21 protein-coding genes are annotated in these 21,672 nt (G+C 70.7%); 9 read left to right on the top strand and 12 right to left on the bottom strand.

Annotated features, from left to right (window positions below; genetic code table 11):
• Positions 1-20: 20 nt before the first annotated feature.
• The 4 genes from ACQPXM_RS16675 to mraZ all read right to left on the bottom strand — a co-directional run bounded on the left by ACQPXM_RS16675 (position 21) and on the right by mraZ (position 4,825).
• On the bottom strand, positions 21-2,348 hold the full coding sequence (locus tag ACQPXM_RS16675; RefSeq protein WP_432949531.1) for a penicillin-binding transpeptidase domain-containing protein: 2,328 nt from the start codon (positions 2,346-2,348) through the stop codon (positions 21-23).
• Between the two features lie 4 nt (positions 2,349-2,352).
• Positions 2,353-2,958, bottom strand: a complete 606-nt coding sequence (locus ACQPXM_RS16670) for a hypothetical protein (RefSeq protein ID WP_432949529.1) — start codon at positions 2,956-2,958, stop codon at positions 2,353-2,355.
• On the bottom strand, positions 2,958-3,935 hold the full coding sequence (gene rsmH / locus ACQPXM_RS16665; RefSeq protein WP_432949527.1) for a 16S rRNA (cytosine(1402)-N(4))-methyltransferase RsmH: 978 nt from the start codon (positions 3,933-3,935) through the stop codon (positions 2,958-2,960). The genes ACQPXM_RS16670 and rsmH overlap by 1 nt, the downstream gene beginning before the upstream one ends.
• A gap of 458 nt (positions 3,936-4,393) precedes the next feature.
• Positions 4,394-4,825: a division/cell wall cluster transcriptional repressor MraZ gene (gene mraZ / locus ACQPXM_RS16660; protein ID WP_077016819.1), complete on the bottom strand. Its 432-nt coding sequence runs from the start codon at positions 4,823-4,825 to the stop codon at positions 4,394-4,396.
• 342 nt (positions 4,826-5,167) lie between these two features.
• Here mraZ and ACQPXM_RS16655 point away from each other — a divergent pair, with 342 nt between their 5' ends.
• Genes ACQPXM_RS16655 through ACQPXM_RS16645 form a run of 3 tightly spaced genes read left to right on the top strand, consistent with a single transcriptional unit; the run spans position 5,168 to position 9,759 of the window.
• Positions 5,168-6,106 carry an AAA family ATPase gene (locus tag ACQPXM_RS16655; RefSeq protein WP_425553104.1) on the top strand — a complete coding sequence of 313 codons (939 nt, stop codon included), beginning with the start codon at positions 5,168-5,170 and terminating at the stop codon, positions 6,104-6,106.
• A gap of 3 nt (positions 6,107-6,109) precedes the next feature.
• Positions 6,110-7,396, top strand: coding sequence for a DUF58 domain-containing protein (locus ACQPXM_RS16650; protein ID WP_432949525.1), 1,287 nt, complete (start codon positions 6,110-6,112; stop codon positions 7,394-7,396).
• The gene (locus tag ACQPXM_RS16645) at positions 7,393-9,759 is read left to right on the top strand and encodes a transglutaminaseTgpA domain-containing protein (protein WP_432949523.1); all 2,367 of its coding nucleotides are present in this window, start codon (positions 7,393-7,395) and stop codon (positions 9,757-9,759) included. The genes ACQPXM_RS16650 and ACQPXM_RS16645 overlap by 4 nt, the downstream gene beginning before the upstream one ends.
• A gap of 84 nt (positions 9,760-9,843) precedes the next feature.
• Here ACQPXM_RS16645 and ACQPXM_RS16640 read toward each other — a convergent pair whose 3' ends face one another.
• Both ACQPXM_RS16640 and ACQPXM_RS16635 read right to left on the bottom strand, forming a co-directional pair.
• The gene (locus ACQPXM_RS16640) at positions 9,844-10,392 is read right to left on the bottom strand and encodes a DUF6458 family protein (RefSeq protein ID WP_432949521.1); all 549 of its coding nucleotides are present in this window, start codon (positions 10,390-10,392) and stop codon (positions 9,844-9,846) included.
• 162 nt (positions 10,393-10,554) lie between these two features.
• A complete protein-coding gene (locus tag ACQPXM_RS16635) occupies positions 10,555-11,082 on the bottom strand; it encodes a DUF3040 domain-containing protein (protein ID WP_432949519.1) in 528 nt (175 codons plus the stop codon).
• 94 nt (positions 11,083-11,176) lie between these two features.
• On the opposite strand from ACQPXM_RS16635, the gene ACQPXM_RS16630 reads away from it, so the two are divergent.
• Together ACQPXM_RS16630 and ACQPXM_RS16625 are read left to right on the top strand one after the other, a co-directional pair.
• The gene (locus tag ACQPXM_RS16630; RefSeq protein ID WP_432949517.1) at positions 11,177-12,388 is read left to right on the top strand and encodes a cytochrome P450; all 1,212 of its coding nucleotides are present in this window, start codon (positions 11,177-11,179) and stop codon (positions 12,386-12,388) included.
• Between the two features lie 106 nt (positions 12,389-12,494).
• A complete protein-coding gene (locus ACQPXM_RS16625) occupies positions 12,495-12,689 on the top strand; it encodes a ferredoxin (protein WP_432949515.1) in 195 nt (64 codons plus the stop codon).
• A 46-nt stretch (positions 12,690-12,735) separates the two neighbouring features.
• On the opposite strand, the gene ACQPXM_RS16620 is transcribed toward ACQPXM_RS16625, so the two are convergent.
• The 4 genes from ACQPXM_RS16620 to ACQPXM_RS16605 form a co-directional block, all read right to left on the bottom strand.
• A complete protein-coding gene (locus tag ACQPXM_RS16620; RefSeq protein WP_432949513.1) occupies positions 12,736-13,368 on the bottom strand; it encodes a hypothetical protein in 633 nt (210 codons plus the stop codon).
• 45 nt (positions 13,369-13,413) lie between these two features.
• Positions 13,414-14,160, bottom strand: coding sequence for a class I SAM-dependent methyltransferase (locus tag ACQPXM_RS16615; protein WP_432949511.1), 747 nt, complete (start codon positions 14,158-14,160; stop codon positions 13,414-13,416).
• Positions 14,161-15,097: 937 nt separating this feature from the next.
• A complete protein-coding gene (locus ACQPXM_RS16610; protein WP_432949509.1) occupies positions 15,098-15,571 on the bottom strand; it encodes an SAV_6107 family HEPN domain-containing protein in 474 nt (157 codons plus the stop codon).
• Complete coding sequence (locus ACQPXM_RS16605) at positions 15,568-15,927, bottom strand: DUF6504 family protein (protein WP_432949507.1); 360 nt, start codon at positions 15,925-15,927, stop codon at positions 15,568-15,570. Before ACQPXM_RS16605 ends, ACQPXM_RS16610 begins: the two co-directional genes overlap by 4 nt.
• 361 nt (positions 15,928-16,288) lie before the next feature.
• Between ACQPXM_RS16605 and ACQPXM_RS16600 the strand changes: the two genes are divergently transcribed.
• The 4 genes from ACQPXM_RS16600 to ACQPXM_RS16585 all read left to right on the top strand — a co-directional run bounded on the left by ACQPXM_RS16600 (position 16,289) and on the right by ACQPXM_RS16585 (position 19,053).
• Positions 16,289-16,897 (top strand): DM13 domain-containing protein, encoded by a 609-nt coding sequence (locus tag ACQPXM_RS16600; protein ID WP_432949505.1) that lies wholly within the window; start codon positions 16,289-16,291, stop codon positions 16,895-16,897.
• A 36-nt stretch (positions 16,898-16,933) separates the two neighbouring features.
• The gene (locus tag ACQPXM_RS16595) at positions 16,934-17,959 is read left to right on the top strand and encodes a DUF4037 domain-containing protein (protein ID WP_432949503.1); all 1,026 of its coding nucleotides are present in this window, start codon (positions 16,934-16,936) and stop codon (positions 17,957-17,959) included.
• A gap of 10 nt (positions 17,960-17,969) precedes the next feature.
• Positions 17,970-18,440: a YbaK/EbsC family protein gene (locus ACQPXM_RS16590; RefSeq protein WP_432949501.1), complete on the top strand. Its 471-nt coding sequence runs from the start codon at positions 17,970-17,972 to the stop codon at positions 18,438-18,440.
• Between the two features lie 112 nt (positions 18,441-18,552).
• Complete coding sequence (locus ACQPXM_RS16585; protein ID WP_432949499.1) at positions 18,553-19,053, top strand: hypothetical protein; 501 nt, start codon at positions 18,553-18,555, stop codon at positions 19,051-19,053.
• On the opposite strand, the gene ACQPXM_RS16580 is transcribed toward ACQPXM_RS16585, so the two are convergent.
• A complete protein-coding gene (locus ACQPXM_RS16580) occupies positions 19,020-19,745 on the bottom strand; it encodes a nucleotidyltransferase domain-containing protein (RefSeq protein WP_432949497.1) in 726 nt (241 codons plus the stop codon). The genes ACQPXM_RS16585 and ACQPXM_RS16580 overlap by 34 nt on opposite strands.
• A 4-nt stretch (positions 19,746-19,749) precedes the next feature.
• Positions 19,750-21,666: an N-acetylmuramoyl-L-alanine amidase gene (locus tag ACQPXM_RS16575; protein WP_432949495.1), complete on the bottom strand. Its 1,917-nt coding sequence runs from the start codon at positions 21,664-21,666 to the stop codon at positions 19,750-19,752.
• Between the last annotated feature and the right edge of the window lie 6 nt (positions 21,667-21,672).

Raw genomic sequence — 21,672 nt, 5'->3', positions numbered from 1 at the left:
CTCGGTCACCGTGCGGGCGGTCACCAGGTGATCGGAACGTTCGGCTGCTTCGCACCGGTCGGCGGTACGGCGTACTTCTGCAGCGCGTAGCTCATCACGTCTCGGAACACCGGACCTCCCTGGAAACCACCACCGCGCCCGTTGGTCGGGTCCTGGAGTACGACGTAGGTAACGAACCGCGGGTTGTCGGCCGGCGCGAATCCGGCAAAAGACGTCGCCCACTTGCGGTAGCAACCGCAGGCCGAGTCGACCTGCTGCGCGGTTCCGGTCTTGCCGGCCACGCGGTAGCCCGCGATCGCGGCCTGCGGCGCCGTGCCGTTGTCGGCGGTGACCGCCTCCATCATCGTCGAGACCTGCTTGGCGGCCGACTCACTGACCACCCGGCGCGGCTCGGCGACCTTGTTCGGGGTGACGTTGCCGTCCGCGTCGATCCAGTTCTTCACCAGCTTCGGAGGCATGTACACCCCACCGTTGGCCACCGCGTTGACCGCGGCGGCCATCTGGACGGCGTTGGCCGACAGCCCTTGGCCGAACGCGACGTTGGACCGGGTCAGCTCGCTCCACTCGTCACCCGGCGGCATCAGGCCGCGGCTCTCACCCGGAAAGTTGATCCCGGTCGGCTCGCCGAAACCGAACTTCTTCAGGTAGTGCACGAAGTCGGTGATCGGCATCTGCTGGGCGGCCATGATCGTGCCGACGTTCGACGACTTGGCGATCACGCCGGCCATCGTCAGGTTCAGCACACCGTGGTCGAAGTGGTCGCGAATGGTCCGCCGCTGCACGGTGTAGGAGCCGGGCACCTTGAGCTTGGTGTCCAGCGAGATCAGCCCGGCGTCGGCCAGCGCCGCCATCGTGACCACCTTCTGCACGCTGCCCGGCTCGTAGACCTGCTCCAGCGCGCGGTTCTTCAGGGCGCTGGTCTTGACCGGCTTGTTCGGGTCGAAGCTCGGGTAGTTGGCCATCACCGGGATCTCGCCGGTTTTGGTGTCCATCACGACCACCGTTCCCGAGCTGGCCTTCCACTGCTTGACCGCCTGCTCGATCCGCCGCTCGGCGAACCACTGCAGATCGGCGTCCAGGGTGAGCTGGGCGGTCAGCCCCGGCTTCGGCTCCTCGACGGTGTGGTCGGCGTTCGGGATCTTGTTGCCCTTGGCGTCGACCTCGTACATCGCCTTGCCGTCCTGGCCGGACAGCTTGTCGTTCAGGCCGTACTCCAGCCCGGCCAGACCCTTGCCCTCGGCACCGACCACGCCGACCACGTTGGCCGCGATGGTGCCGTTGGGGTGGCTGCGGACCGGATCGGCCTCGGTGTAGAGGCCGGCCAGCAACGGCTTGCGCTGCTCCTCGGGCAGGCCCTTGTTCTGGTCCTTGATCGCGGTGTTGCGCTGCTTGATCTCGTCGGTGATCTGGTTCCAGGTCTGCGGGCTGACCTGATTGGCGAGCACGACGTACCGGCCCTTGCCGGTGAGCTTCCTCATCAGCGTCGCGTAGTCGGTGGACGACAGCCGGGGCGCCAGGACGCCGGCCAGCTGGCTCGCGATCTTCGCGGTCTGGGTCGGGTCGGCGGTGATCGCGACCGCGTCCTCGGAGACCGACAGCGGGACGCCGTTGCGGTCCAGGATCGAGCCACGGGAGGCGTGCAGCACGAACGGCTTGGTGTTCTCGCGGACCGCGGCGGCGGCGTACCGGTCGGGGTCGACGCCCTGCAGCATCACCAGCCGGCCGGCGAACAGCGACAATACGAAGGCCATCACCACGAACGTCGCCCGCAGCCGCAGCGTCGGCCGCCCGAGCTTCAGCAGCCTCGGCGGCTTCTTCGGCCGCGGCTTGCGCGGAGGCCGCCGATTCTGCGGCGGGCGCTTACGCGGAGCCGCGGCCTTCTTGGCCGGCCTCCCGTCGGGCCCGAGTTTCCTGGCCTGCGGCCTGCCGTCCGGTCCGACGCGCCGTGCGCCGTCGGCGCTCTTGCGTGGCCGGCTCGCGGCGGTCTTCTTCGCCGCGCGCCGCGGCGCCTGCGCGTCCTCGCGCGACGCGCCGGAGCCCTCGCGGCGCGCAGCGCCCGCGCCGCCACGGCGAGACGTCGCCGCAGTCGATCCCTCGCGACCGGAACCCGCCGCACCTTCGCGGCGCGGAGTGCGCCGCGGCTCCGCGCCGGCGGCGCGGCGCTGGGGCCGGGTGGGCTCGTCGGAGCCCTGCGAGCGGCGCTCGTCCGCCGGGCGGCGGGGACGCTGTGCAGCCGGGCGACCGCCCTCTGTGGCGGGGCGACGGGACGACGGAGCCTTGCGGGGCGGGTTGCCTCGCCCCGGCTCGCCACGTTTGCGTGGTGGCTCGTCTCCCCGTCGTTCCGTCATCCGATCATCCCCCGGTCGGTCGGTTGGTCCCTGTGGTCGTCGCAGGCGGCTTGGTGGTCGTGGCGGCCGGCGGGTTCACCGTCGTACCGGCCGGCGGGTTGGCGGTGTTCGCGGGCGGCCGCGCCGTACCGGCCGGTGGCGGTGAGGCGACGACCGGCGGCTTCGGCTTCACCGGCTGCTGCTCCGGACCGAACATCGCCGCGCCGGACCCCGCCTTGCCCTCCTCCGGTACGCCGAGCACCCGCCCGTCGGACAGCCGCAGGAACACCGGGTTCGGGTTCGGCACCATGCCCATCCGCAGCGCCCGGTCGGCCAGGTTCTGCGGCGACTCCAGCGTGCGGACCTGCCGCTCCAGCTGCTCCTGCTGGTCGCGCAGCTGGTCGGCCTGCTGGTTCAGCGCCGTCACCTGGAACGTGCCGCGCTGCAGCTCGGTGTTGAGCAGCAGCAGGCCGACCAGGCCGGCCGCGAGCAGCGCGACCACGAACAGGACGAACGGCATCCGCGGCGGCCGGAACGGCGCGCCGTACACGATCCGCAGCTTCGGCTCTTGCTTCTTGACCGGTGCGGCCGGAGTGACCCGTGCTTTCGACGGGCTGAAGACAGTACTCATCAGGCCACCAGTCCTTTCACGCGGACCCGTTCGGCGGCCCGGACCCGGACCGAGGCGGCCCGCGGGTTGTCCGCCAGTTCCTGCTCGGTCGGCCGTTCGGCGCCCCGCGTCAGCAACTTGAGGTACGGCTCGTGCCCCGCCGGGATCACCGGCAGGTCGTCCGGTACGTCGGACTTGGTGCCCGCGGCCAGCGTCTGCTTGGCGATCCGGTCCTCGAGCGAGTGGTAGCTCATCACCACGATCCGCCCGTGCAGCGCGAGCGCCGCGACCGCGGCCGGCAGCGCGCGGCGCAGCACCTCGAGCTCGCCGTTGACCTCGATCCGCAGCGCCTGGAAGGTGCGCTTGGCCGGGTGTCCCCCGGTCCGCCGGGCCGCCTGCGGGATCGCGTCGCGGACCAGCTCGGACAGCCGGGCGCTGTTCGTGAACGGCTCGGTCTCCCGGGCCCGGACGATCCGGTCGGCGATCTTGCGGGCGAACTTCTCCTCGCCGTACTGGAACAGGATCCGGGCCAGGTCGGCCGCGCTGTAGGTGTTCAGGATGTCCGCGGCCGTGGTCGGCGCGGTCGAGTCCATCCGCATGTCCAGCGGCGCGTCCTGGGAGTAGGCGAACCCACGGTCGGTCTCGTCCAGCTGCATCGACGAAACCCCGAGGTCGAACAGGATCCCGTCGATCGCCGGAACGCCGAGGTCGTCGAGCACGCGCGGCAGTTCGTCGTACACGGCGTGCACGAACGTGGTGCGATCCGCGTACGGCGCCAGCCGCTCACCGGCCAGCCGGAGCGCGGCGGGGTCCCGGTCGAGCCCGATCAGCCGGGCCTCGGGGCAGCGCTGCAGGAATGCCTCGGAATGCCCACCGAGCCCGAGCGTCGCGTCGACGAGGACGGACCCGGGCTGCTGAAGAGCCGGCGCGAGCAGAGCGACGACCCGGTCGAGCATGACAGGGACATGGCGCTCGGACGGCTGCGGAGGACCGGTCATGGGGCCTCCCGCCCTGGACTGAGGAGCGGAGGGAGCGAAGCGACCGGAGTGACGAGGGAAGGGCGGGAGTTCAAGCCCCATGACCCGCCGTGCCGGAGGCGCGGCATCAGAACGGTCATGGCATCAGCCATCCGTTCCGCGCAAAGCCCTCGGCACCGTCCATCTCGACCCTTCCGTCGCCGCGGGAGCGACCCTGCCCCCGCGGGTTGCGTGCACTACTGCCTGACTGTGCCGATCGCTCGGCGGGGGCGTGGTGGTGCGAAGTGGAGCACCGGGTGGAGGACTGTGGAGCGCCCGTCGTCCGGTCAGATCGCGGGTACGCCTTCCGGGGAAGTACTCGCGGCCTTGGCGCCGGGGAAGTGACGCCAACACCCGAGTCGGAAGTCGGACCCGTGATCTCACCGGACGCCCGGCGGGGCACAGGTCTTGCTCGGTCCAGGTCGTGCTCAGGGTCCTGCTCAGAAGATCCCGGGCAGTACCTCCTCGGACAGGTCGGCGAACGCCTGCTCCTGCTCCTCGGAGTACCTGTTCCAGTTCTCCGTGTTCCAGATCTCCACCCTGTTCATCGCCCCGATGACGACGCAGTCGCGATCCAGTCCTGCGTAATCGCGCAGCATCGGCGGGATGGTGACCCGGCCCTGCTTGTCCGGCACCTCGTTCGAGGCTCCGGCGAACAGCATCCGCAGGTAGTCCCGGGCACCTTTGTTGGTGATCGGAGCCTGTTTCAGCTGCTCGGTCAGTTGTACGAACTCGGCTTCGGGCCACACGGACAGCGATCGCTCCTGTCCGCGGGTGATCACCAGACCCTCGGAGAGTTCGTCGCGGAACTTCGCCGGCAGGAACAGCCGTCCTTTGTCGTCGAGCTTGGGGAAGTGAGTTCCGAGGAACACACGCTCCACCTCCCCGTTGCGGACTCTCCGTCTCAGGTCGAGCTGTTGTCCACCACATCAGTACCACTGCGCTCCACCTTACTCCACTTTGCCCCACGGTCAACCAAATCCGCCCCGTTTCGCTCCCCTCGTACATTGGGTGGGAAGGATTCACGTCGACCGGTGACGGATCAGCGACGCCAGGTGAGGGTTACTTTCGTCCGTGCCGAAACGGGCGGTAACGAAATCCCCGCAGGGCTAGGCCCGACCCCGGCCCCGGGTCAGAATGAGTCGGCCAACAACCAATGGGGAGGACTCAGGGTGAGCACCACCGCGACCAGCTCGGCCATGGACTTCGACGAGCTGACAGAGGTGGCGGGACGGGTCCGCCGAGCCATCGAGACAGTGATCGAGGGCAAACCCGACGTCGTCGAGACAGCAGTCACCGTGCTGCTCGCCGAAGGACATCTGCTGATCGAGGACGTACCGGGCGTCGGCAAGACGATGCTGGCCAAGGCACTGGCCCGCTCGATCGACTGCACCGTGCGCCGGATCCAGTTCACGCCCGACCTGCTGCCGTCGGACATCACCGGCGTGTCGGTGTTCAACCAGGAGGTCCGCGACTTCGAGTTCAAGCCGGGCGCGGTGTTCGCGAACATCGTGGTCGGCGACGAGATCAACCGCGCCTCGCCGAAGACCCAGGCCGCGCTGCTGGAGTCGATGGAGGAGCGCCAGGTCACCGTCGACACCACGACGTACCAACTCGAGGCGCCGTTCATGGTGATCGCGACGCAGAACCCGATCGAGATGGAGGGCACCTATCCGCTGCCCGAGGCGCAGCGCGACCGCTTCATGGCGCGGGTCTCGATGGGCTACCCCGAGCCGGCCGCGGAGCTGCGCATGCTCGACGGCCACTCCGCCACCGACCCGCTGAACAACCTGCAGCCGGTGACCGACAGCCAGCAGGTGCTGCGACTGGTCAAGACCGTCCAGTCGGTGCACGTCTCGGAGTCGGTCAAGGAGTACGCCGTCGCCCTGGTCGGTGCGACCCGTCGTTCGCAGGAGCTGCGCCTGGGCGCCAGCCCCCGCGCGACACTGCACCTGATCCGGGCCGCCCGGGCCGCCGCCGCGCTGGACTCGCGCGAGTTCGTGCTGCCGGACGACCTGCAGGAGCTCGCCGTACCGGTGCTGGCCCACCGGGTGCTGCCGGCGGCCGAGGCCCACCTCGGTGGCCGGGGCGCGTCGGACATCATCACAGGGCTGGTCGCCTCCGTGCCGCTGCCCCGCACCCGCCGGGACTGAGACATGAGGCAGGCACTGCGCGGACTCACCACCCGGGGGCGGGCGTTCGTCGCTGCCGGGATCACCGCGTCGTTGTGCGCACTGCTGCTCGGCCAGAAGGACCTGCTGCGCGTCGGCATCCTGCTGGTCGCGCTGCCGCTGGTGGCCGCGCTGGTGGTCGGCCGCACCCGGCTCCGCCTGCAGGTACGCCGTAGTCTCGCGCCGGCGCAGGTCTCGGTCGGCAGCCAGGCCACCGTCGAGCTCACGTTGAGCAACGAGGGCCGGATGCCGGCGGGACTGCTGCTCCTGGAGGACCGGATCCCCTACGTGCTCGGCCACCGGCCGCGGTTCGTGGTCGACCGGGTCAGCCCGAACTGGAAGCGCACGGTCACCTATCCGGTGAAGTCGGACGTCCGCGGGCTGTTCCAGGTCGGGCCGTTGATGCTGACGGTCGCCGACCCGTTCGGTCTGGTGGAGACCAGCCGGACCTTCGCCCGCAGCCAGCATCTGCTGGTCACACCGCGGGTGTACAAGCTGCCCGAGGTGCGACTCGGGTCGGACCGGGCCGGCTCCGGTGAGAACCGGCCGCGTGCGATCGCGTCGGCCGGTGAGGAGGACGCCACCGTTCGCGAGTACCGCGACGGCGACGACCTGCGCCGGGTGCACTGGCGTTCGACCGCCCGCCGGGGGTCGCTGATGGTGCGCCGCGAGGAGCAGCCCTGGCAGAGCCGATGCGCGATCTTCCTCGACGCCCGCACGGTCTCCCACCACGGGCACGGACCGTCGTCCAGCCTGGAGTGGTCGGTCAGCGCGGTCGCCTCGATCGGCGCGGACCGGATCCACCGCGGCTACGTCACCACTCTGCTCGGCGGACCGACCACGCTGTCCGCGATCACGCACCGCAGCTCGACCGCGGTCCACCAGCCGCTCACCACGCAGGAGCTGCTGACCGAGTGCGCCACGGTCGAGGAGCACAAGTACGCCGAGATCGGCCCACTGCTCAGCGTGGACCGGCACATCCAGGAGCCCAGCCTCGCGATCGCCGTGCTCGGTGCCTGCACCAGCGACGACGTCACCGCGCTGAACCGCTGGCGGACCGGCCAGGCCACCGGTGTCGCACTGCTGCTCGACGCGGCCACCTGGGCGGTCGGTGCCGAGGGCACCGAAAAGGCCAACCGGCTCGCCGCCGCCACGGACGCCACCGAACACGAGCTCCGCCGCAACGGCTGGCGCGTGGCGCGAGTACGCCGCGGCGACCATCTACCGACGGTGTGGTCCAGCCTCGGACTGAGAAGTGGAAGGATCGCATGACCGGACACGTGCGGATCTCGCTCGCCGCGTGGGTGGCGACGGTGCTCGGGGCGCTGGTGCTGGCACCGGTGTTCTCGGGGCCGTTCCTGTTCATCAGCGCGTTCCTGTGCGCGCTCGTCACCGGTACCGGGATCCTGCTGCAGAACCTGCGCGCCCCGCGGATCGTCGTACCGGTGGTGCAGCTGGCGGTGCTGGTCGAGCTGCTGTCGCTGATCTTCCTGCGGGACACGCTGCGGTTCGGGCTGGTGCCGTGGAAGGAGACCGCGCTCGAGTTCAACCAGCAGATGGTGAACGCGATGAGCGCGATCAACCGCTTCAGCGCTCCACTGCCGCCCGACGACCACCTGACCTTGTTCGCCGCGTCGGTGATCGCGGCGACCGGACTGCTGATCCACCTGATCGCCGTGCAGCTGCGGCAGGCCGCGTGGGCCGGGCTGTTGCTGCTCACCATGTACACCGTGCCGGCCGCGACCGTGCACGGCGGACTGCCGGCGCTTCTGTTCATCCCGCCGGCCGTCGGCTACATCGTGCTGCTGTCGGCGGAGGGCCGGACCAGACTCAGTCGCTGGGGCCGCCGGATCTCCGGCGTCTCACACCTGGACGCGTCCGAACCGATCGAGGCCTCCGCGCTCGGCCAGGCCGGCCGCCGGATCGGGCTGACCGTGATCGTGCTGGCCGCCCTGGTGCCCGCCCTGCTGCCTACGTTGCCCGAAGGCGTGATCGGCAACGGCCTGGCCGGCGGCGGTGGCAGCGGCACCGGGATCGGGGCGTCGATCTCGTCGACCGACCCGATGCTCGACATGGGCAAGAACCTCAAGCGCGGCGACAACGTGACCGCGCTGACCTACAGCGGCGGCCCGGCCGGCGGGACGTACCTGCGGCTGACCGCGCTCGACCAGTTCGACGGCAACGTCTGGCGGATCTCGCAGCGCAACCAGGGCCAGAAGATCACCAACGCCGACCTGGTGGCACCGCAGGGCTTCAACGGCGACCTGGCCAAGGTGCCGACGACCAAGATGAAGGTCGAGGTGAGCCGGAACTTCCGGTCCCAGTTCGCCCCGGTGCCGTACCCGCTGCGCTCGATCTCGCTGAAGGAGCGCTGGCGCTACAACCCGGCCTCGCTCGACGTCCTGTCCGCGAACGGCGGGGTCGTCGGCGGCAAGGACTACAGCCTCGAGGCCTACCAGCTGCCGCTGACGCCGGAGCTGCTGCGTGACACCCCGCCCGGCGCCGAGCCGGACAGCTACACCAGCCAGGTCCCGACCAACAACATGGACGAGATCCGTCAGCTGACCAACGACGTCGTCGCGGACGCGAAGGGCAACCGGTTCCAGCAGGCGGTCCTGCTGCAGAACTTCTTCCGCAGCAACGGCAACTTCACCTACAGCACCGACACCGACACCAAGAGCGGGATGCCGGCGCTGCGCAAGTTCCTGCTGGAGGACCGGATCGGCTACTGCGAGCAGTTCGCCACCGGGATGGCGCTGATGGCGCGGGTGGCGGGGATCCCGTCCCGGGTCGGCATCGGCTTCCTGCCCGGCCAGGCCGGCAAGAACGGCCAGTACGTCGTCCGGATGCACGACATGCACGCGTGGCCGGAGCTGTACTTCCAGGGGCTCGGCTGGGTCCGGTTCGAGCCGACGCCGTCGGCGCGGGTCGCGACCACCCCGACCTGGACCGAGCAGGCCGCGCCGGTGCCGTCGACCCCGACCACCGCTCCGACGGCCGCGCCGACGACGCCGGGCGCTTCGGTGGACCCGGAGATCGATCGCCCCGGCGACCGGAACCTGCCCGAGGACACCGGCCTCGCGGTCACCGAGACCGGCAACTGGTTCAGCAACGGCGGCGGCAAGGCGATCGGGATCGGTCTGCTCGTCGTCGTCCTGCTCGGTATTCCGTGGCTGATCCGGTCGCTGACCAGGCGGCGGCGGTTCGCGCGTCCGCCGGGACGTGCCGGGGTCGAGGGATTGTGGGCGGAGATCCGGGACACCTCACGCGACCTCGGCCTGGACTGGTCCGACAGCTCGACGCCCCGGCAGCTCGGCGAGTGGATGGCCGGCAAGGTGCCGGAGCCGGTCCAGCCGCAGGCTCGCCGGCTGGCGCGTGGCCTGGAGGCCGTCCGGTACGCCGGAGTCGGGGACGTCGACGTCGACCTGCGCAGCGAAGCGGCCGACGTACGGAAGGCGCTGTGGAGTCAGGCGAAACTCGTGCGGCGGTGGCGGGCGCGGTTGCTTCCGCCGTCGTGGCGCTGGTACCTGAACCGCGGCAGCGCCGAGGCGTCCGATCTGCTCGACGAGTTCGACTTGCTGCTGGCGAGAATTCGCAACACCCTGGTCCCCCGCCGCAGCCGGCACGCGGACTGACCACCCGCCTTCCACCGAGGTCAACGCTTCCCCGTACGCCAAGAACCCCCGGACCGGCTGGTCCGGGGGTTCTTGGGTCATCCGTCAGTTGGTGCGGCGCCGCGGGTGCTCAGGCAGACCGCTGGCCGACGGGTCCAGCTCGACCGTGCGCTCGGTGCTGGGCGGCGGCTCGGCGACGGGAGGCTCGGCGGCCGGCGGCGGCGTCCGCGGCTTGTCGACCGCTTGCACGGGATCGAAGTGCTCGCCGAGCTCCGACTCGACCGGCTGCGGAGTGATCGGCTGAGTGGTCTGCGTCTTGGGTGCCACTGGCTTGGCCGGCTTGGCCGGCTTGCTGGCCGCGGGCTTGGCCGCCCGGCCGTCGGTGACGTGCTCGACGCGGGTGTGGTGCTGGTCGTGCGCGTGGCTCGCCTCGATCGTGCGGTACTGCTCCTCGACCGCCGGATCGATCGCGTCGGTCGGCACCCGGCGGCGGTCGTTGGTGATCTTGTACGACAACCAGATCCCGGCCGCGCCGGCCAGCATGATCACCACCCCGACCACCGTCAGGTTGACCGTGCCGCCGTCGTCGTCCCGGATCCCGAAGGCGAGGATCGCGCCGACGGCGATGAGGAAGATCCCGACTCCGATGCTCATACTCTCGACTCCCAACGACGACCGTGGCGGTCGGCTGGACCGCCCTGTACGGGTGCGGTCCACCGGTACCCACAGTCACCGGGAGTGATGTATGGCAGCGCAAACCAGAACCACACCCGGCGCGGTGCGCGGGTGTGGTCGCAGGAGTCGCTCAGCCGGTGGTCAGAGGTCCTCGTCGCGCCGCCGGCGCCACCGGTCTTCCATCCGCTCCATGAAGCTGCCGGACGACTCGTGTCTGGTCCGGTGCTTCTTGCTCGGCGGCGGCGGCGGCAGGTCGTCGCTGTCGCCGGCGTTGCTGATCCGTTTCATGCTCAGCGCCGCGATGTACAGACACGCCACCATCACCACGAAACCGATGACGCCGATGATGGTGTTGGGGATGATCGCGCCGGCCATCAGAATGACGATGCCCAGCACGAATCCAACGCCGGCCAGAACTGCCCGGCGCTTGTAGTACAAGCGCACATTGGTCCCTCGCATGGCGGAGACGAACTTCGGGTCTTCCGCAGCGAGGGCACGTTCGAGCTGCTCGAACTGGCGCTGCTCTTCTTCCGAGAGGGGCACCGTCGATCCCTCCATGGTGAGCGCGATCTCGATAGGCCGAGTCCAGTCTAGGCCGCCGGTGCGGTCCACGAAACCCTGACCGCCTGTCCCGCGCGTCACGGTACGGCAACCGACGCCGATCGGCACGTTGCCAACAAGCGTTTAAGTCAGGCACTTGACTTAAATCGAGCTCAAGTGAAGCTGTACGAACAGGCACCGACCGATGACAGAAGGTGACGCGATGCCGCTCGACACCACTGTGCAACCGTCCTATCCGATGCCCAAGGCAACTGGTTGCCCGTTCGACCCGCCGCCGGAGCTGCGCGAACTGCGGGCCGCCGAGCCGCTGTCCAGGGTGCGGCTGTGGGACGGCAGTACGCCGTGGCTGGTCACCCATTTCGCCCACCAGCGGGCGCTGCTGGCGGACGACCGGGTCAGCGCCGACCGGAACCAGCACGGTTTCCCGATCCTGCAGCCGAGCATCCCCCGGACCGGCAGCTCGGTCGGCTTCATCTCGATGGACGACCCGGAGCACGCCCGGCTGCGGCGCATGGTGACCGCGCCGTTCATGATCAAGCGGGTCCGCGCGATGGAGCCGGGCGTGCAGCAGATCGTCGACGACCTGATCGACGCGATGCTGGCGGGTCCGCGACCGGCGGACCTGATGGAGGCGTTCGCGCTGCCGGTGCCGTCCCTGGCGATCTGCCAATTGCTCGGCGTCCCGTACGACGACCACGAGTTCTTCCAGGTCACCAGCAAGGCGCTGATCACGATCGAGACGCCGCTCGACGAGCGGATGGCGGCGCGCGAGCGGCTGACGGCGTACCTGGACGACCTGGTCGGGCGGAAGACCACCGAGCCGGGCGACGACGTCCTGACCGAGCTCGCCGCGCGCGTCACCGCCGGGGAGCTGACCCGCGAGCAGGCTGCCGGCATCGGCGTCCTGCTGCTGGTCGCCGGGCACGAGACCACCGCGAACATGATTGCTCTCGGCACGCTCGCCCTGCTCGAACACCCGGACCAGCTCGAGGCACTGCGGAACTCCGACGACCCGGCCGTCGTGAACAGCGCGGTCGAGGAGCTGCTGCGCTTCCTCACCATCACGCACCTCGGCCTGACCCGCGTCGCGCTGGAGGACATCGAGCTCGCCGGGCAGACGATCCGGGCCGGCGACGGAATCGTCTTCCCCAACGACATCGCGAACCGGGATCCGGAGGTCTTTCCCGACCCCGACCGGCTGGACCTGCGCCGGGACGCCAAGCGGCACGTCGGCTTCGGGTTCGGAATCCACCAGTGCCTCGGGCAGCCACTGGCGCGGATGGAGCTGCGCGTCGTCTACAGCACGCTCTACCGCCGCATCCCGACGCTACGCCGGGCCGCGCCGCTCACGGAGATCCCGTTCAAGCACGACGCGATCGTGTACGGCGTACACGCGCTGCCGGTGACCTGGTGAGCCCGCCCTGCAGGAGACCGATGACGCTCGCACCCGCTCTGATGCCGAGGGCAACTGGTTGTCCCTTCGACCGCCCGCCGGAGCTGAAGTCCCTGGAGGAATCCCCATGAAGGTCACCGTCGACCAGGACGCCTGCATCGCTTCCGGACAATGTGTGCTCACGTCGTCCGAAGTGTTCGACCAACGAGACGAGGACGGCACCGTCGTTCTGCTCACCTCCAATCCCCCGGAGGCGCTGTCGCCGGAAATCCACGAAGCCGCCGTGCTTTGCCCCGCCCGAGCCATCCAGGTCGCCGACTGACCCCGACGCCCACCACCGATCAACGTCCGTCGACGCCGCCCTCCAGCTACCCACCAAGCGGGCACCAAACGAACGTCGAGCCGTTGGTCGGTGCTGCACGTCGGCCCGATCCGACCAGCGTGCCGATGCGCTCGCCCCGGCAGATCGCGGCCGCCGCGCCTGAACCGCTCCGAACGGGCCGACCCGTCCGCCGCCGCCCACCGTTCGGTGGCAGTACCGATCTGCCGGCAGGCCTGCCACCCCACACCAGCGGCTCGGCATCACCCCACACCAGCGGCCCGGCGCCACCCCACACCAGCAGCTCGGCATCACCCCACACCAGCAGCTCGGCGCCACCCCACACCAGCAGCTCGGCATCACCCCACACCAGCGGCCCGGCGCCACCCCACACCAGCGGCCCGGCATCACCCCACACCAGCGGCCCGGCGCCACCCCACACCAGCAACTCGGCGCCACCCCACACCAGCAGCTCGGCATCACCCCACACCAGCGGCCCGGCGCCACCCCACACCAGCAGCTCGGCATCACCCCACACCAGCGGCCCGGCGCCACCCCACACCAGCGGCCCGGCATCACCCCACACCAGCGGCCCGGCGCCACCCCACACCAGCAGCTCGGCATCACCCCACACCAGCGGCCCGGCGCCACCCCACACCAGCAGCTCAGCGCCACCCCACACCGGCGGGTTGGCGCCGCCGGAGGCAGGTGGGTTGGGTCTTCTGCGTCAGCGGGTGGCGAGGATGTGCAGCTGGGGTGCCAGGGCCCGGAAGGCTGGGTGCTGACTGGCGGCGCGCTCGAGGTCGGCGAGGGCCTCCGCGGCGCCGGGTTCGGAGTCGACCATGGCGGCCGGGACCAGGTCGGTGAAGGTCCGGACGCCGTGCACGGTGTGGACCATGAAGCCGGCCTCGGCGAGCTGCCCCACGATCGCGGTCTCGTCGAAGCGGCGGGGCATCGGGTCGGCCGCACCCCAGCGGCCGTCCGGGTCCTGCAGCGCGGTGCGGGCCTCGGTGAGGTGACCCGCGAGCGCGCGGGCCAGCACGACGGCGTTGCGCTGGGCAACCAACAGGCTGAGCACGCCACCCTCGCGCAACACCGACGCCATCGCCTGCAGCGCCTGCGCCGGGTCGTCCACGACCTCGAGCACCCCGTGACAGAGCACCGCGTCGGCGCTCGCCTCGCCCGCCACCTCGGGCAGGTCAGCGGCATCACCCTGGACGCCGCGCACGAGCTTGCTGACGCCTTCGTCGGACGCCCGCCGCTCCAGCGACGCCAACGCGTCCGGACTCGGGTCGATCACCGTCACCCGGTGACCCTCGACCGCCAGCGGCACCGCGAACCCACCAGTGCCTCCGCCGAGGTCCACGATGTCGAGCCCCGCGGCCGGGTCGGTCCGTGGCCGCCCTGCCAAGGCCACCCGAAGAGCTTCGGCCACCAGCGCCGTCCGCAACGAACGCCGACGTCGGTCGACCATCAAAACCCCTCCTCGTAAGCCCGAACCCCGCTGATCACGCCGGTGGACCCACCGGCCCCTCCCGCGCCCCACACCCTACTTGCCGCCCCCTCGCCTCCCCCGCACCGGCGTCACCCACCCAACCGATCGGCTGAGCCGGGACTCAGCCTTCGCCCGGATCGTGGAGCCGGTCCGGCGATGCGCCGCGGGCCCCGACGGGACCAGCCTGGAGAAACATCGTGCGGCCGGTCAGGCGACGCGCCGCGGACGGCCGGGCCAGCCTGGAAAACGCCATGCGGCCGGTCGGGCGACGCGCCGCAATGCCCCGGCCGGACCAGCCTGGAGAAAATCGTGCGCCAGTCAGGCGACGCGCCGCAGGCCCCGGCCGGACCAGCCTGGAGAACATCGTGATCGAAGGAGACGCCATGAGCCCAACCGGGCGGGAAACGGCAGTCGCGGGGCCGACGACGGCCTTGCGGAAATGCAGCAACTGGTCGCCTCGCACGTCGTACTGAGTGCGTTGACGTCAACGACCGAGCAGCCGCGTCGCGGAAGCCTTCCACCGCGGGCTGTTCACACCGCACCAGAGCTGACCGTCCACTCCCCGCCGACCCGGCGGAGGTGTGCCCCGAGCCGGCCGCCGCGTCGCGGAAGCCTTCCACCGCGGGCTGTTCACACCCCACCAGAGCTGACCGCCCGCCCCCAGCCGAGCAGGCGCCGGTGAGCCCCGAGCCGGCCGCCGATGGCCCGCGGACGGCTACCCGGCGGACGTACGCCGTACTCGCTGAAGGGCAACCCCGCGGATGTACGCCGGAGCACTGAAGGACGCCCCGCGGCACGCCGTACTGGCTGAAGGACCCGACGGAGGCACGCCGTGCAGGCTGAAGGACCCCGGTGGATTGGCGGGCCGGGGTCCTTCAGGTGGGTGGGCGGGTGATGAGGCCGCCCGGAGTGGGGGTCAGCTCGCCTGCATCCAGGGCTGGGCGAGGACCGACTGGGGGTCGGAGTACTTGGGCTGGGACTGCTGGGTGGTCAGGTGCAGGCTCTCTTCCACCAGGCCGTAGAAGGTCTCGACCTCGCGGATCAGGTCGTCGGCCTCGCGGGTGGAGACGGCGCGCTCCAGGCCGGCCTCGGCGGCGGCGCGCTCGGCCGCGCCGGCGGCGAAGAACGACGCCCACTCGGCGAACTCCGGCGCGACCTCGGCGAGCAGGACCCAGGCGTTGCGCTGGACGCGGCGCCGGGGGCCCGAGCGGACCGGACGGGCCCGGACGGCCAGCACCGCGGCGGCGACGCGCAGGGCGGCGACGTGGGCGCTGGAGTACTTGAGCAGGTGGTCGTTCGTCTCCCGCGCCTCGGCCAGGGCCGCGCGGGCCCGGGACAGGTCACGGGTCGCCGACCCCGCGGCGGCCGGGGAAACCGGTGAAACGGTCATCGGTCACTCACCCTTTCCAGTTGCCAGCGGCCGGAGTCCGGGTCGTGCGCGAGATCGAACATCTCGCGCCGGCCCTGCCGGCCGCAGCCTGCTTCCACGCGGAAGACCGCGCGCTGCGGCCCCCACTCGGAGTCCAACACCCCGACGGCCGCGGATGATGCCCCCGCCATCGCGGTGGCGGTGGCGCCGATGCCGGAGCCGATCACGCCGCGCTCCCACCAGGCGGCGGTCTCGGTCCAGTGCGCCTCGACCGAGCAGACCCGCCACAGGCGTCCGCGCCAGAGGAACTGCTCCGGAGACTCGATGCCGTCCACGACGCCGGAACGCACCTCAACGGCTTCGTCGAACTCCCACATGCTCCATCGCCTCCTGTGTGCGAACGTCTTCCCCTGGGCAGTGGCCCGGTGGGTGGACGCCAGGTGGGGGTCGAGGTCCACCACGGCGCCCGGCCCACCGGGACCACCGGTCACCGATGCGGCCGCAACTCCGCACCGGAGCCGAGCAGTTGTGCCGATCCCCTCGCACCGGGCTCCTGACGAGCCCGAATCCGAGGCAATCGAACATCTGTTCGAACACTCACAGCGTAGCCTCGCCCGCCGACAGACGTCAACGGGCCGTAATCCCCGGCGCGCCCTACGCCGGGCGCCCACCGGCCAGACTGGTGCCACCCCTCCGCGGGCCCCACTCCGGACCTGACCAACGAGAGCGAGCGAACCGATGAGCCCGAACCGCACGGTGATCGCCGTGGCCGCCGGTGCGGCCGTCGTCGCGGCAGCGGTCGCGCTGCCGCTGTTCCAGCCGTGGCGGGTGTTCACCGACACGGTCGTCGACGAGGCGCTTCCGGGCGCGCCGCCGGCGACGGTGTCCACCGCCGGCCCCACAACGCCCGTCACCGCTTCTCCGTCCGTCATGCCCTCATCCTCACCGGCGCCACCGACAATTTCCGGTGATCGGCCGAGCACGCCCGCGCAGGCACCGGTCACGCTCGGTCAGGGCCGGCTGATCAGCCACGAGCACGACACCTCGGGCACGGTCGCGATCCTGCAGCTGCCGAACGGCTCCCGCACCCTGCGGATCGAGGGCTTGGACACGTCGGACGGCCCGGACCTGAAGGTCTGGCTGAGCGACGCACCGGTCCGCGAAGGGAGGGCCGGCTGGCACGTCTTCGATGACGGCAAGTACCACAACCTGGGCAAGCTGAAAGGCAACAAGGGCAGCCAGAACTACCCGATCCCAGCCGAGGTCGACCTGTCCGCCTTCAGCAGCGTCTCGATCTGGTGCGACCGGTTCAACGTCTCGTTCGGTGCGGCCGAGCTGAAAACCTGATGCTCGGCGAAGCGCCGCGGCTCTAGGGTCGGTCGCATGACGGCCTTCACTCCGGCCCGCGAGCTCGGCCGCGGCTTCCACACCGACGTGATCCGTCCACTGCTCGGCAACACCCCGTACGCCGCGGGGCTGCTCGGCTGGGGTTCCGACGTACTCGGGTACGACACGCAGCGATCCACCGACCACGGCTGGGGCCCGCGGTTGCACGTCTTCGTGGACAACGGCGAACTCGAGCGGGTCAAGGATCTCGTCGAGCAGAACCTGCCGGACGACTACCAAGGCCACCCCGTCCGCTTCGGCTGGGACACCCAGCGACCCGTCCACCACATCACCGTGACGACCGTCGCCGACTGGCTCGTCGACCTGCTCGGCTTCGACGCCACCACCGACCTCAGTACGGCGAACTGGCTGATCACCCCGCAGCAGAAGCTGCTCGGTGTCGTCGCCGGAGCCGTGTACGCCGACGACGGCCGGCTCCAGCCGGTCCGCCACGCCCTCCGGTGGTACCCCGACGACCTCTGGATCTGGATGCTCGCCTGCCAGTGGTCCCGGATCGCTCAGGAGGAGCCGTTCGTCCAGCGCACGTTCGAGGTCGGCGACGAGCTCGGCTCGCGCATCCTCGCCGCCCGCCTGGCCCGCGACGTGATGCGCCTGGCGCTGCTGATCGGCCGCACCTACGCGCCGTACTCCAAATGGCTCGGTACGGCGTTCAGCCGGCTCGACCACGCCGACGGGCTCGACCAGGCCCTGGCCAGCGCCGTCGGCGCGCAGAAGCAAGCCGATCGCGAGCAGGCACTGGCCGAGGCATACGAGCTCGTGGCGCGCCGGCACAACGAGCTCGGCATCACCGAGCAGGTGGATCCGACGCCGAGGCAGTTCCACGAGCGCCCGGCGACCGTGCTGGATGCCGGGCGGTTCGCCGAGGCCTGCGTGGCGCGCGTGCAGGATCCGCGGCTGCGGGAACTCGAGCTGGTCGGCTCGATCGACCAGTTCGCGGACAACACCGATCTGCTCAGCAACCCGGCGGCGTACCGGCGTCTGATCACCGTCTTCGAGAAGTAAGGTCGCGAACGTGAGCACTCATCCCAACGTCCAGCGAGTCGCGGATGCCCTCGCGGCAGCCGGCGCCACCGGCGAGATCCGGATCCTCGACGAAGCGGCGCCGACCGCGGCGGCCGCGGCCGCACAGCTCGGCTGCGAGGTCGGCGCGATCGCGAACAGCCTGATCTTCGACGGCGACGGTACGCCGGTACTGATCCTCACCTCCGGCGCACATCGGGTCGACACCGCGAAGCTCGCCGCCGAGCTCGGACTGACCAAGCTCAAGCGAGCCACCCCGGACTTCGTGAAGCAGCACACCGGCCAGGCGATCGGCGGCGTCGCGCCGGTCGGTCACCCGGCGCCGGTCCGCACGCTCGTCGACACCACCCTCGACCAGTACGACGTGGCCTGGGCGGCGGCCGGCATCCCGCACTCGGTCTTCCCCACCTCGTACGACGAGTTGCTGCGTCTCACCAACGGCACCCCGGTGGTCGTCAATTAGCCCGCTGAAGCATGTCTACTGGATCGGCGGCGGCAGCGGCGCCGGCAAGTCGACCATTGCCCAGCGCATCGCCGCCGAGCACGGCCTGCGCTACTACTCGACCGACGCCGTGATGGGCGACCACGCCGCCCGCAGTACGCCGGACAGCGCGCCGGAGCTGCACCGCTTCCTGGCGATGGACATGGACGAGCGCTGGGCGACCCGGTCCCCCGACGTGATGCTGGAGACGTTCCACTGGTTCCGCGGCGAGGGCTTCGAGCACATCGTCGAGGACCTGACCGCCACGCCCGAGCCCGTGGTAGCCGAAGGCTTCCGCCTGCTCCCGGAGCTCGTCGCGCCGCTACTTGCCAACAGCAACCAAGCCGTCTGGCTGCTGCCGACCCCGGAGTTCCGCCGGCACGCCTTCGACACCCGCGGCAGCACCTGGCACCTCGCGAACGGCACCAGCGACCCGGACCGGGCCCTCGGCAACCTCCTCACCCGCGACCACCTGTTCTCCACCCACCTCGCGCAGCAGACGAAAACCCTGCACCTGAACGCGATCCAGGTCGACGTCGGCATGACCGAGGACGAGCTGTGTCAGGCGATCGCAGGGATCTTCTTCCGCAAGTAAGTGCGGGTCAGTTCGGCGCGGTGCAGGCGCCAACTGACCGAGTTGTCCAGCGCGCCGCCGTACCGGCGCCGGCGGATGTCGTTCACCACCGCTGACGGCGCCCCGAGGGCGATCAGGCGGTCGAGCGCCTCACCCTTGCTGATCAGCGCACCGGTACGCAGCGTGGCCTCGGCGCGGGCGAGGGTGACCAGACCGAGGTCGACCCAGATGTCCCGCCGCCACGGCGCACGCTTCCCGGTGACCGGGTACCAAAAAGTCAGCAGGTCCCGCCGGACGAAAGCGGCCAGCTCCTCGTCGCTGGTTGCCGGGAGCAACGACGACGGCGGCGGCCCGGTCAGCGCCAGGTCGCCCAGGGACAGCTCCCGCCGGGCGACCGGTGTCACCGGACGGCTGAAGTACCGCTCCTGCGCGAAGGTCGGATGGCGCAGCGTGGCGTCGCCCAAGGCGCCACGAGGCAAGTAGGTGCAGTGCAGCCGGCGGCCGAGCGGCGAGTCCAGGGACCGGTGGATCCGCTTGATCGCCGCCGGATCCGCCGGCCCCGAGGTCACGCATACCAGGTCCAGGTCACTGCGAGACGGGACGAAGTCGCCCAGCGCCAGCGAGCCGTGCACCCAGATCGCCTCGACCGGCAGCATCGCGCGAGCGGACGCGACGAAGCCGTCCAGCAGCGACTGGACGGCTTCGTCGGTCATGCGATCAGACAGCCGGACGCAGATCCACGTCGGCGGCCCGGACATAGGCCATCCGGTGGCCGAACCAGATCTGGTAGTACCGGTCCTTGCCGAGCACCTGGACGTGGTCCGTCGGCGGCCGGCCGTCGAAGGTCGTGGCCCGGTAGTAGTCGGTCTCGATGGTCGCGTCGCCCACCGGGTAGGCCTGGCCCGCGCCGATCGAGTACTGCAGCGGCGTCACCGTCTGGTACGGGATCCCCTCCGGGTACGCCGACTGCTCCGGGTACGCGCGGCCGTAGACCGGCACGGACACCTTGCCGGGCTTGGGCTTGACCACGAGGCCGGGCTTCGCGAAGGCGTCTGGCGCCGAGGCGGGGCTCTTGAACCAGGCCAGCGCGCCCAGGTACCACACGGCGACCCAGTCCCCCGAGCGCTGCGCCACGACGTACTGCGAACCAGCCGCCGCCCGCGCTCCGATGTCCGACACCTGCGTCGTCGAGGCCGACGAACCGGGGCGCAGGCCGAGGTCCTTGACCAGCGGCGCCGCGTCGTCCGGTGCCTGTCGCAGGTAGACGAAGTTCGTGCCCTGCGGGGCGCACGTCGTCCCGGCGCCGGTGCAGTTGGTGACCACCTGCACGTTGTCGTCGAAGCCGGGCTTGATCGTGACGATCGAGCCGGCCTTCACCGGGAAGATCTGGTGCCCGTAGATCGGCGCGCCGAGCAGGTCGAAGTAGTGCTCCCAGTCCCAGTACGGTCCCGGGTCCCAGTGCATACCGGCCACCGTGGACGGCAGCGTGCCGGGGATCTGGTCGTGGCCGATGATGTGCGCGCGGTCCAGCGGAATGTTGTTCTTGGCCGCCAGGTACTTCACCAGCCGGGCCGAGTTGCGGTAGAGCGCCTCGGTGTACCAGGTCGCGCCCTCGGCCGCGAAGCCCTCGTGCTCGATCCCGATGCTGTGCATGTTCACGTACCAGTTGCCGGCGTGCCAGGCGACGTCCTTGGCCTTCACGTGCTGCCAGGTGTGCCCGTCCGACGAGCGCATCGTGTACTGCCAGCTCACGTACGTCGGGTCCTGCACCAGGTTCAGCGTGCCCTCCCAGCTGGTCTCGGTGTCGTGGATGACGATGTAGTCGATCTTGCCGGTCTTCGGCCGATTCGCCAGGTCGTGGTTGCCGTAGTCACCCGGCGCGGTGACCTGGTACGGCGCGGGCAGCCACTCGCAGTTCAGCTGGGCCGGGCACTCCACGTCCGACGCCGCCGTGTCCCGGGCAGCACCGGACAGCTTCAGCCGCGACAGCTGCTCGCGCTGCGGCGTCACCTTCAGCGCCGGCATGCTCACCTGCTCGCCGACGTTCGTCGTCCGGGCCGCGCCGCGGGCCAGGATGCCGTAGACGTCGTCGGCGAAGGCGGAGGCGCCGACGCGGTCCGACGAGCCGGAGTACTTCGCGACTGCGGCGTACCAGTCGGCAGCTGAGGTGTCGGCACCGACCGGCAGCCCCAGCGACTTCTGGTACGACGCCAGCAGCGCCGCGCCACCCGCGACGTTGGCCGCCGGGTCGTTGCGCAGCGCGACCGGGTCCAGCCCGGTCAGGTCCGACGCGGTGTACAGCGTGCGCAGCGAGTCGCCCTTGGCCAGCTTCTGCCCGGCGGAGCGCTCGACCAGCTCACTGGGGTCGGCGGCGGTCAGGTGCATCGGGCCGAAGCCGCCCGACGTACTCGAACGACCCTGGTGGTCGTCCCAACGGGTCTGGGCGTACGAGACGGCCAGCAGTACGGACTCCGGTACGCCGTACTGCTGCGCAGCGGACTGGAACGCGGCGGCCAGCCCAGGCGCCGGCGTGGCCGCGACCGCGGCGGGCGGACTGCCCGACGACACGCCGGTCGCGGCTATGGGCAGCGCCAGCGCGGCCAGTGCGGCGAGAATCTTCGGACGACGACGCATGTTCGA

Source organism: Kribbella sp. CA-253562, assembly GCF_050942265.1.
Taxonomy (GTDB): domain Bacteria; phylum Actinomycetota; class Actinomycetes; order Propionibacteriales; family Kribbellaceae; genus Kribbella.
This window is presented reverse-complemented; position numbering and strand designations above follow the sequence as displayed.

What these genes read in the sequence shown, in the direction of transcription:
- ACQPXM_RS16675 (WP_432949531.1), bottom strand. Translation starts at nt 2,348, where the DNA reads ATGACGGAACGACGGGGAGACGAGCCACCACGCAAACGTGGCGAGCCG.
- ACQPXM_RS16670 (WP_432949529.1), bottom strand. Translation starts at nt 2,958, where the DNA reads ATGAGTACTGTCTTCAGCCCGTCGAAAGCACGGGTCACTCCGGCCGCA.
- rsmH (WP_432949527.1), bottom strand. Translation starts at nt 3,935, where the DNA reads ATGACCGGTCCTCCGCAGCCGTCCGAGCGCCATGTCCCTGTCATGCTC.
- ACQPXM_RS16650 (WP_432949525.1), top strand. Translation starts at nt 6,110, where the DNA reads ATGAGGCAGGCACTGCGCGGACTCACCACCCGGGGGCGGGCGTTCGTC.
- ACQPXM_RS16645 (WP_432949523.1), top strand. Translation starts at nt 7,393, where the DNA reads ATGACCGGACACGTGCGGATCTCGCTCGCCGCGTGGGTGGCGACGGTG.
- ACQPXM_RS16640 (WP_432949521.1), bottom strand. Translation starts at nt 10,392, where the DNA reads ATGAGCATCGGAGTCGGGATCTTCCTCATCGCCGTCGGCGCGATCCTC.
- ACQPXM_RS16630 (WP_432949517.1), top strand. Translation starts at nt 11,177, where the DNA reads ATGCCGCTCGACACCACTGTGCAACCGTCCTATCCGATGCCCAAGGCA.
- ACQPXM_RS16625 (WP_432949515.1), top strand. Translation starts at nt 12,495, where the DNA reads ATGAAGGTCACCGTCGACCAGGACGCCTGCATCGCTTCCGGACAATGT.
- ACQPXM_RS16615 (WP_432949511.1), bottom strand. Translation starts at nt 14,160, where the DNA reads ATGGTCGACCGACGTCGGCGTTCGTTGCGGACGGCGCTGGTGGCCGAA.
- ACQPXM_RS16610 (WP_432949509.1), bottom strand. Translation starts at nt 15,571, where the DNA reads ATGACCGTTTCACCGGTTTCCCCGGCCGCCGCGGGGTCGGCGACCCGT.
- ACQPXM_RS16605 (WP_432949507.1), bottom strand. Translation starts at nt 15,927, where the DNA reads ATGTGGGAGTTCGACGAAGCCGTTGAGGTGCGTTCCGGCGTCGTGGAC.
- ACQPXM_RS16600 (WP_432949505.1), top strand. Translation starts at nt 16,289, where the DNA reads ATGAGCCCGAACCGCACGGTGATCGCCGTGGCCGCCGGTGCGGCCGTC.
- ACQPXM_RS16595 (WP_432949503.1), top strand. Translation starts at nt 16,934, where the DNA reads ATGACGGCCTTCACTCCGGCCCGCGAGCTCGGCCGCGGCTTCCACACC.
- ACQPXM_RS16585 (WP_432949499.1), top strand. Translation starts at nt 18,553, where the DNA reads ATGGGCGACCACGCCGCCCGCAGTACGCCGGACAGCGCGCCGGAGCTG.
- ACQPXM_RS16580 (WP_432949497.1), bottom strand. Translation starts at nt 19,745, where the DNA reads ATGACCGACGAAGCCGTCCAGTCGCTGCTGGACGGCTTCGTCGCGTCC.
- ACQPXM_RS16575 (WP_432949495.1), bottom strand. Translation starts at nt 21,666, where the DNA reads ATGCGTCGTCGTCCGAAGATTCTCGCCGCACTGGCCGCGCTGGCGCTG.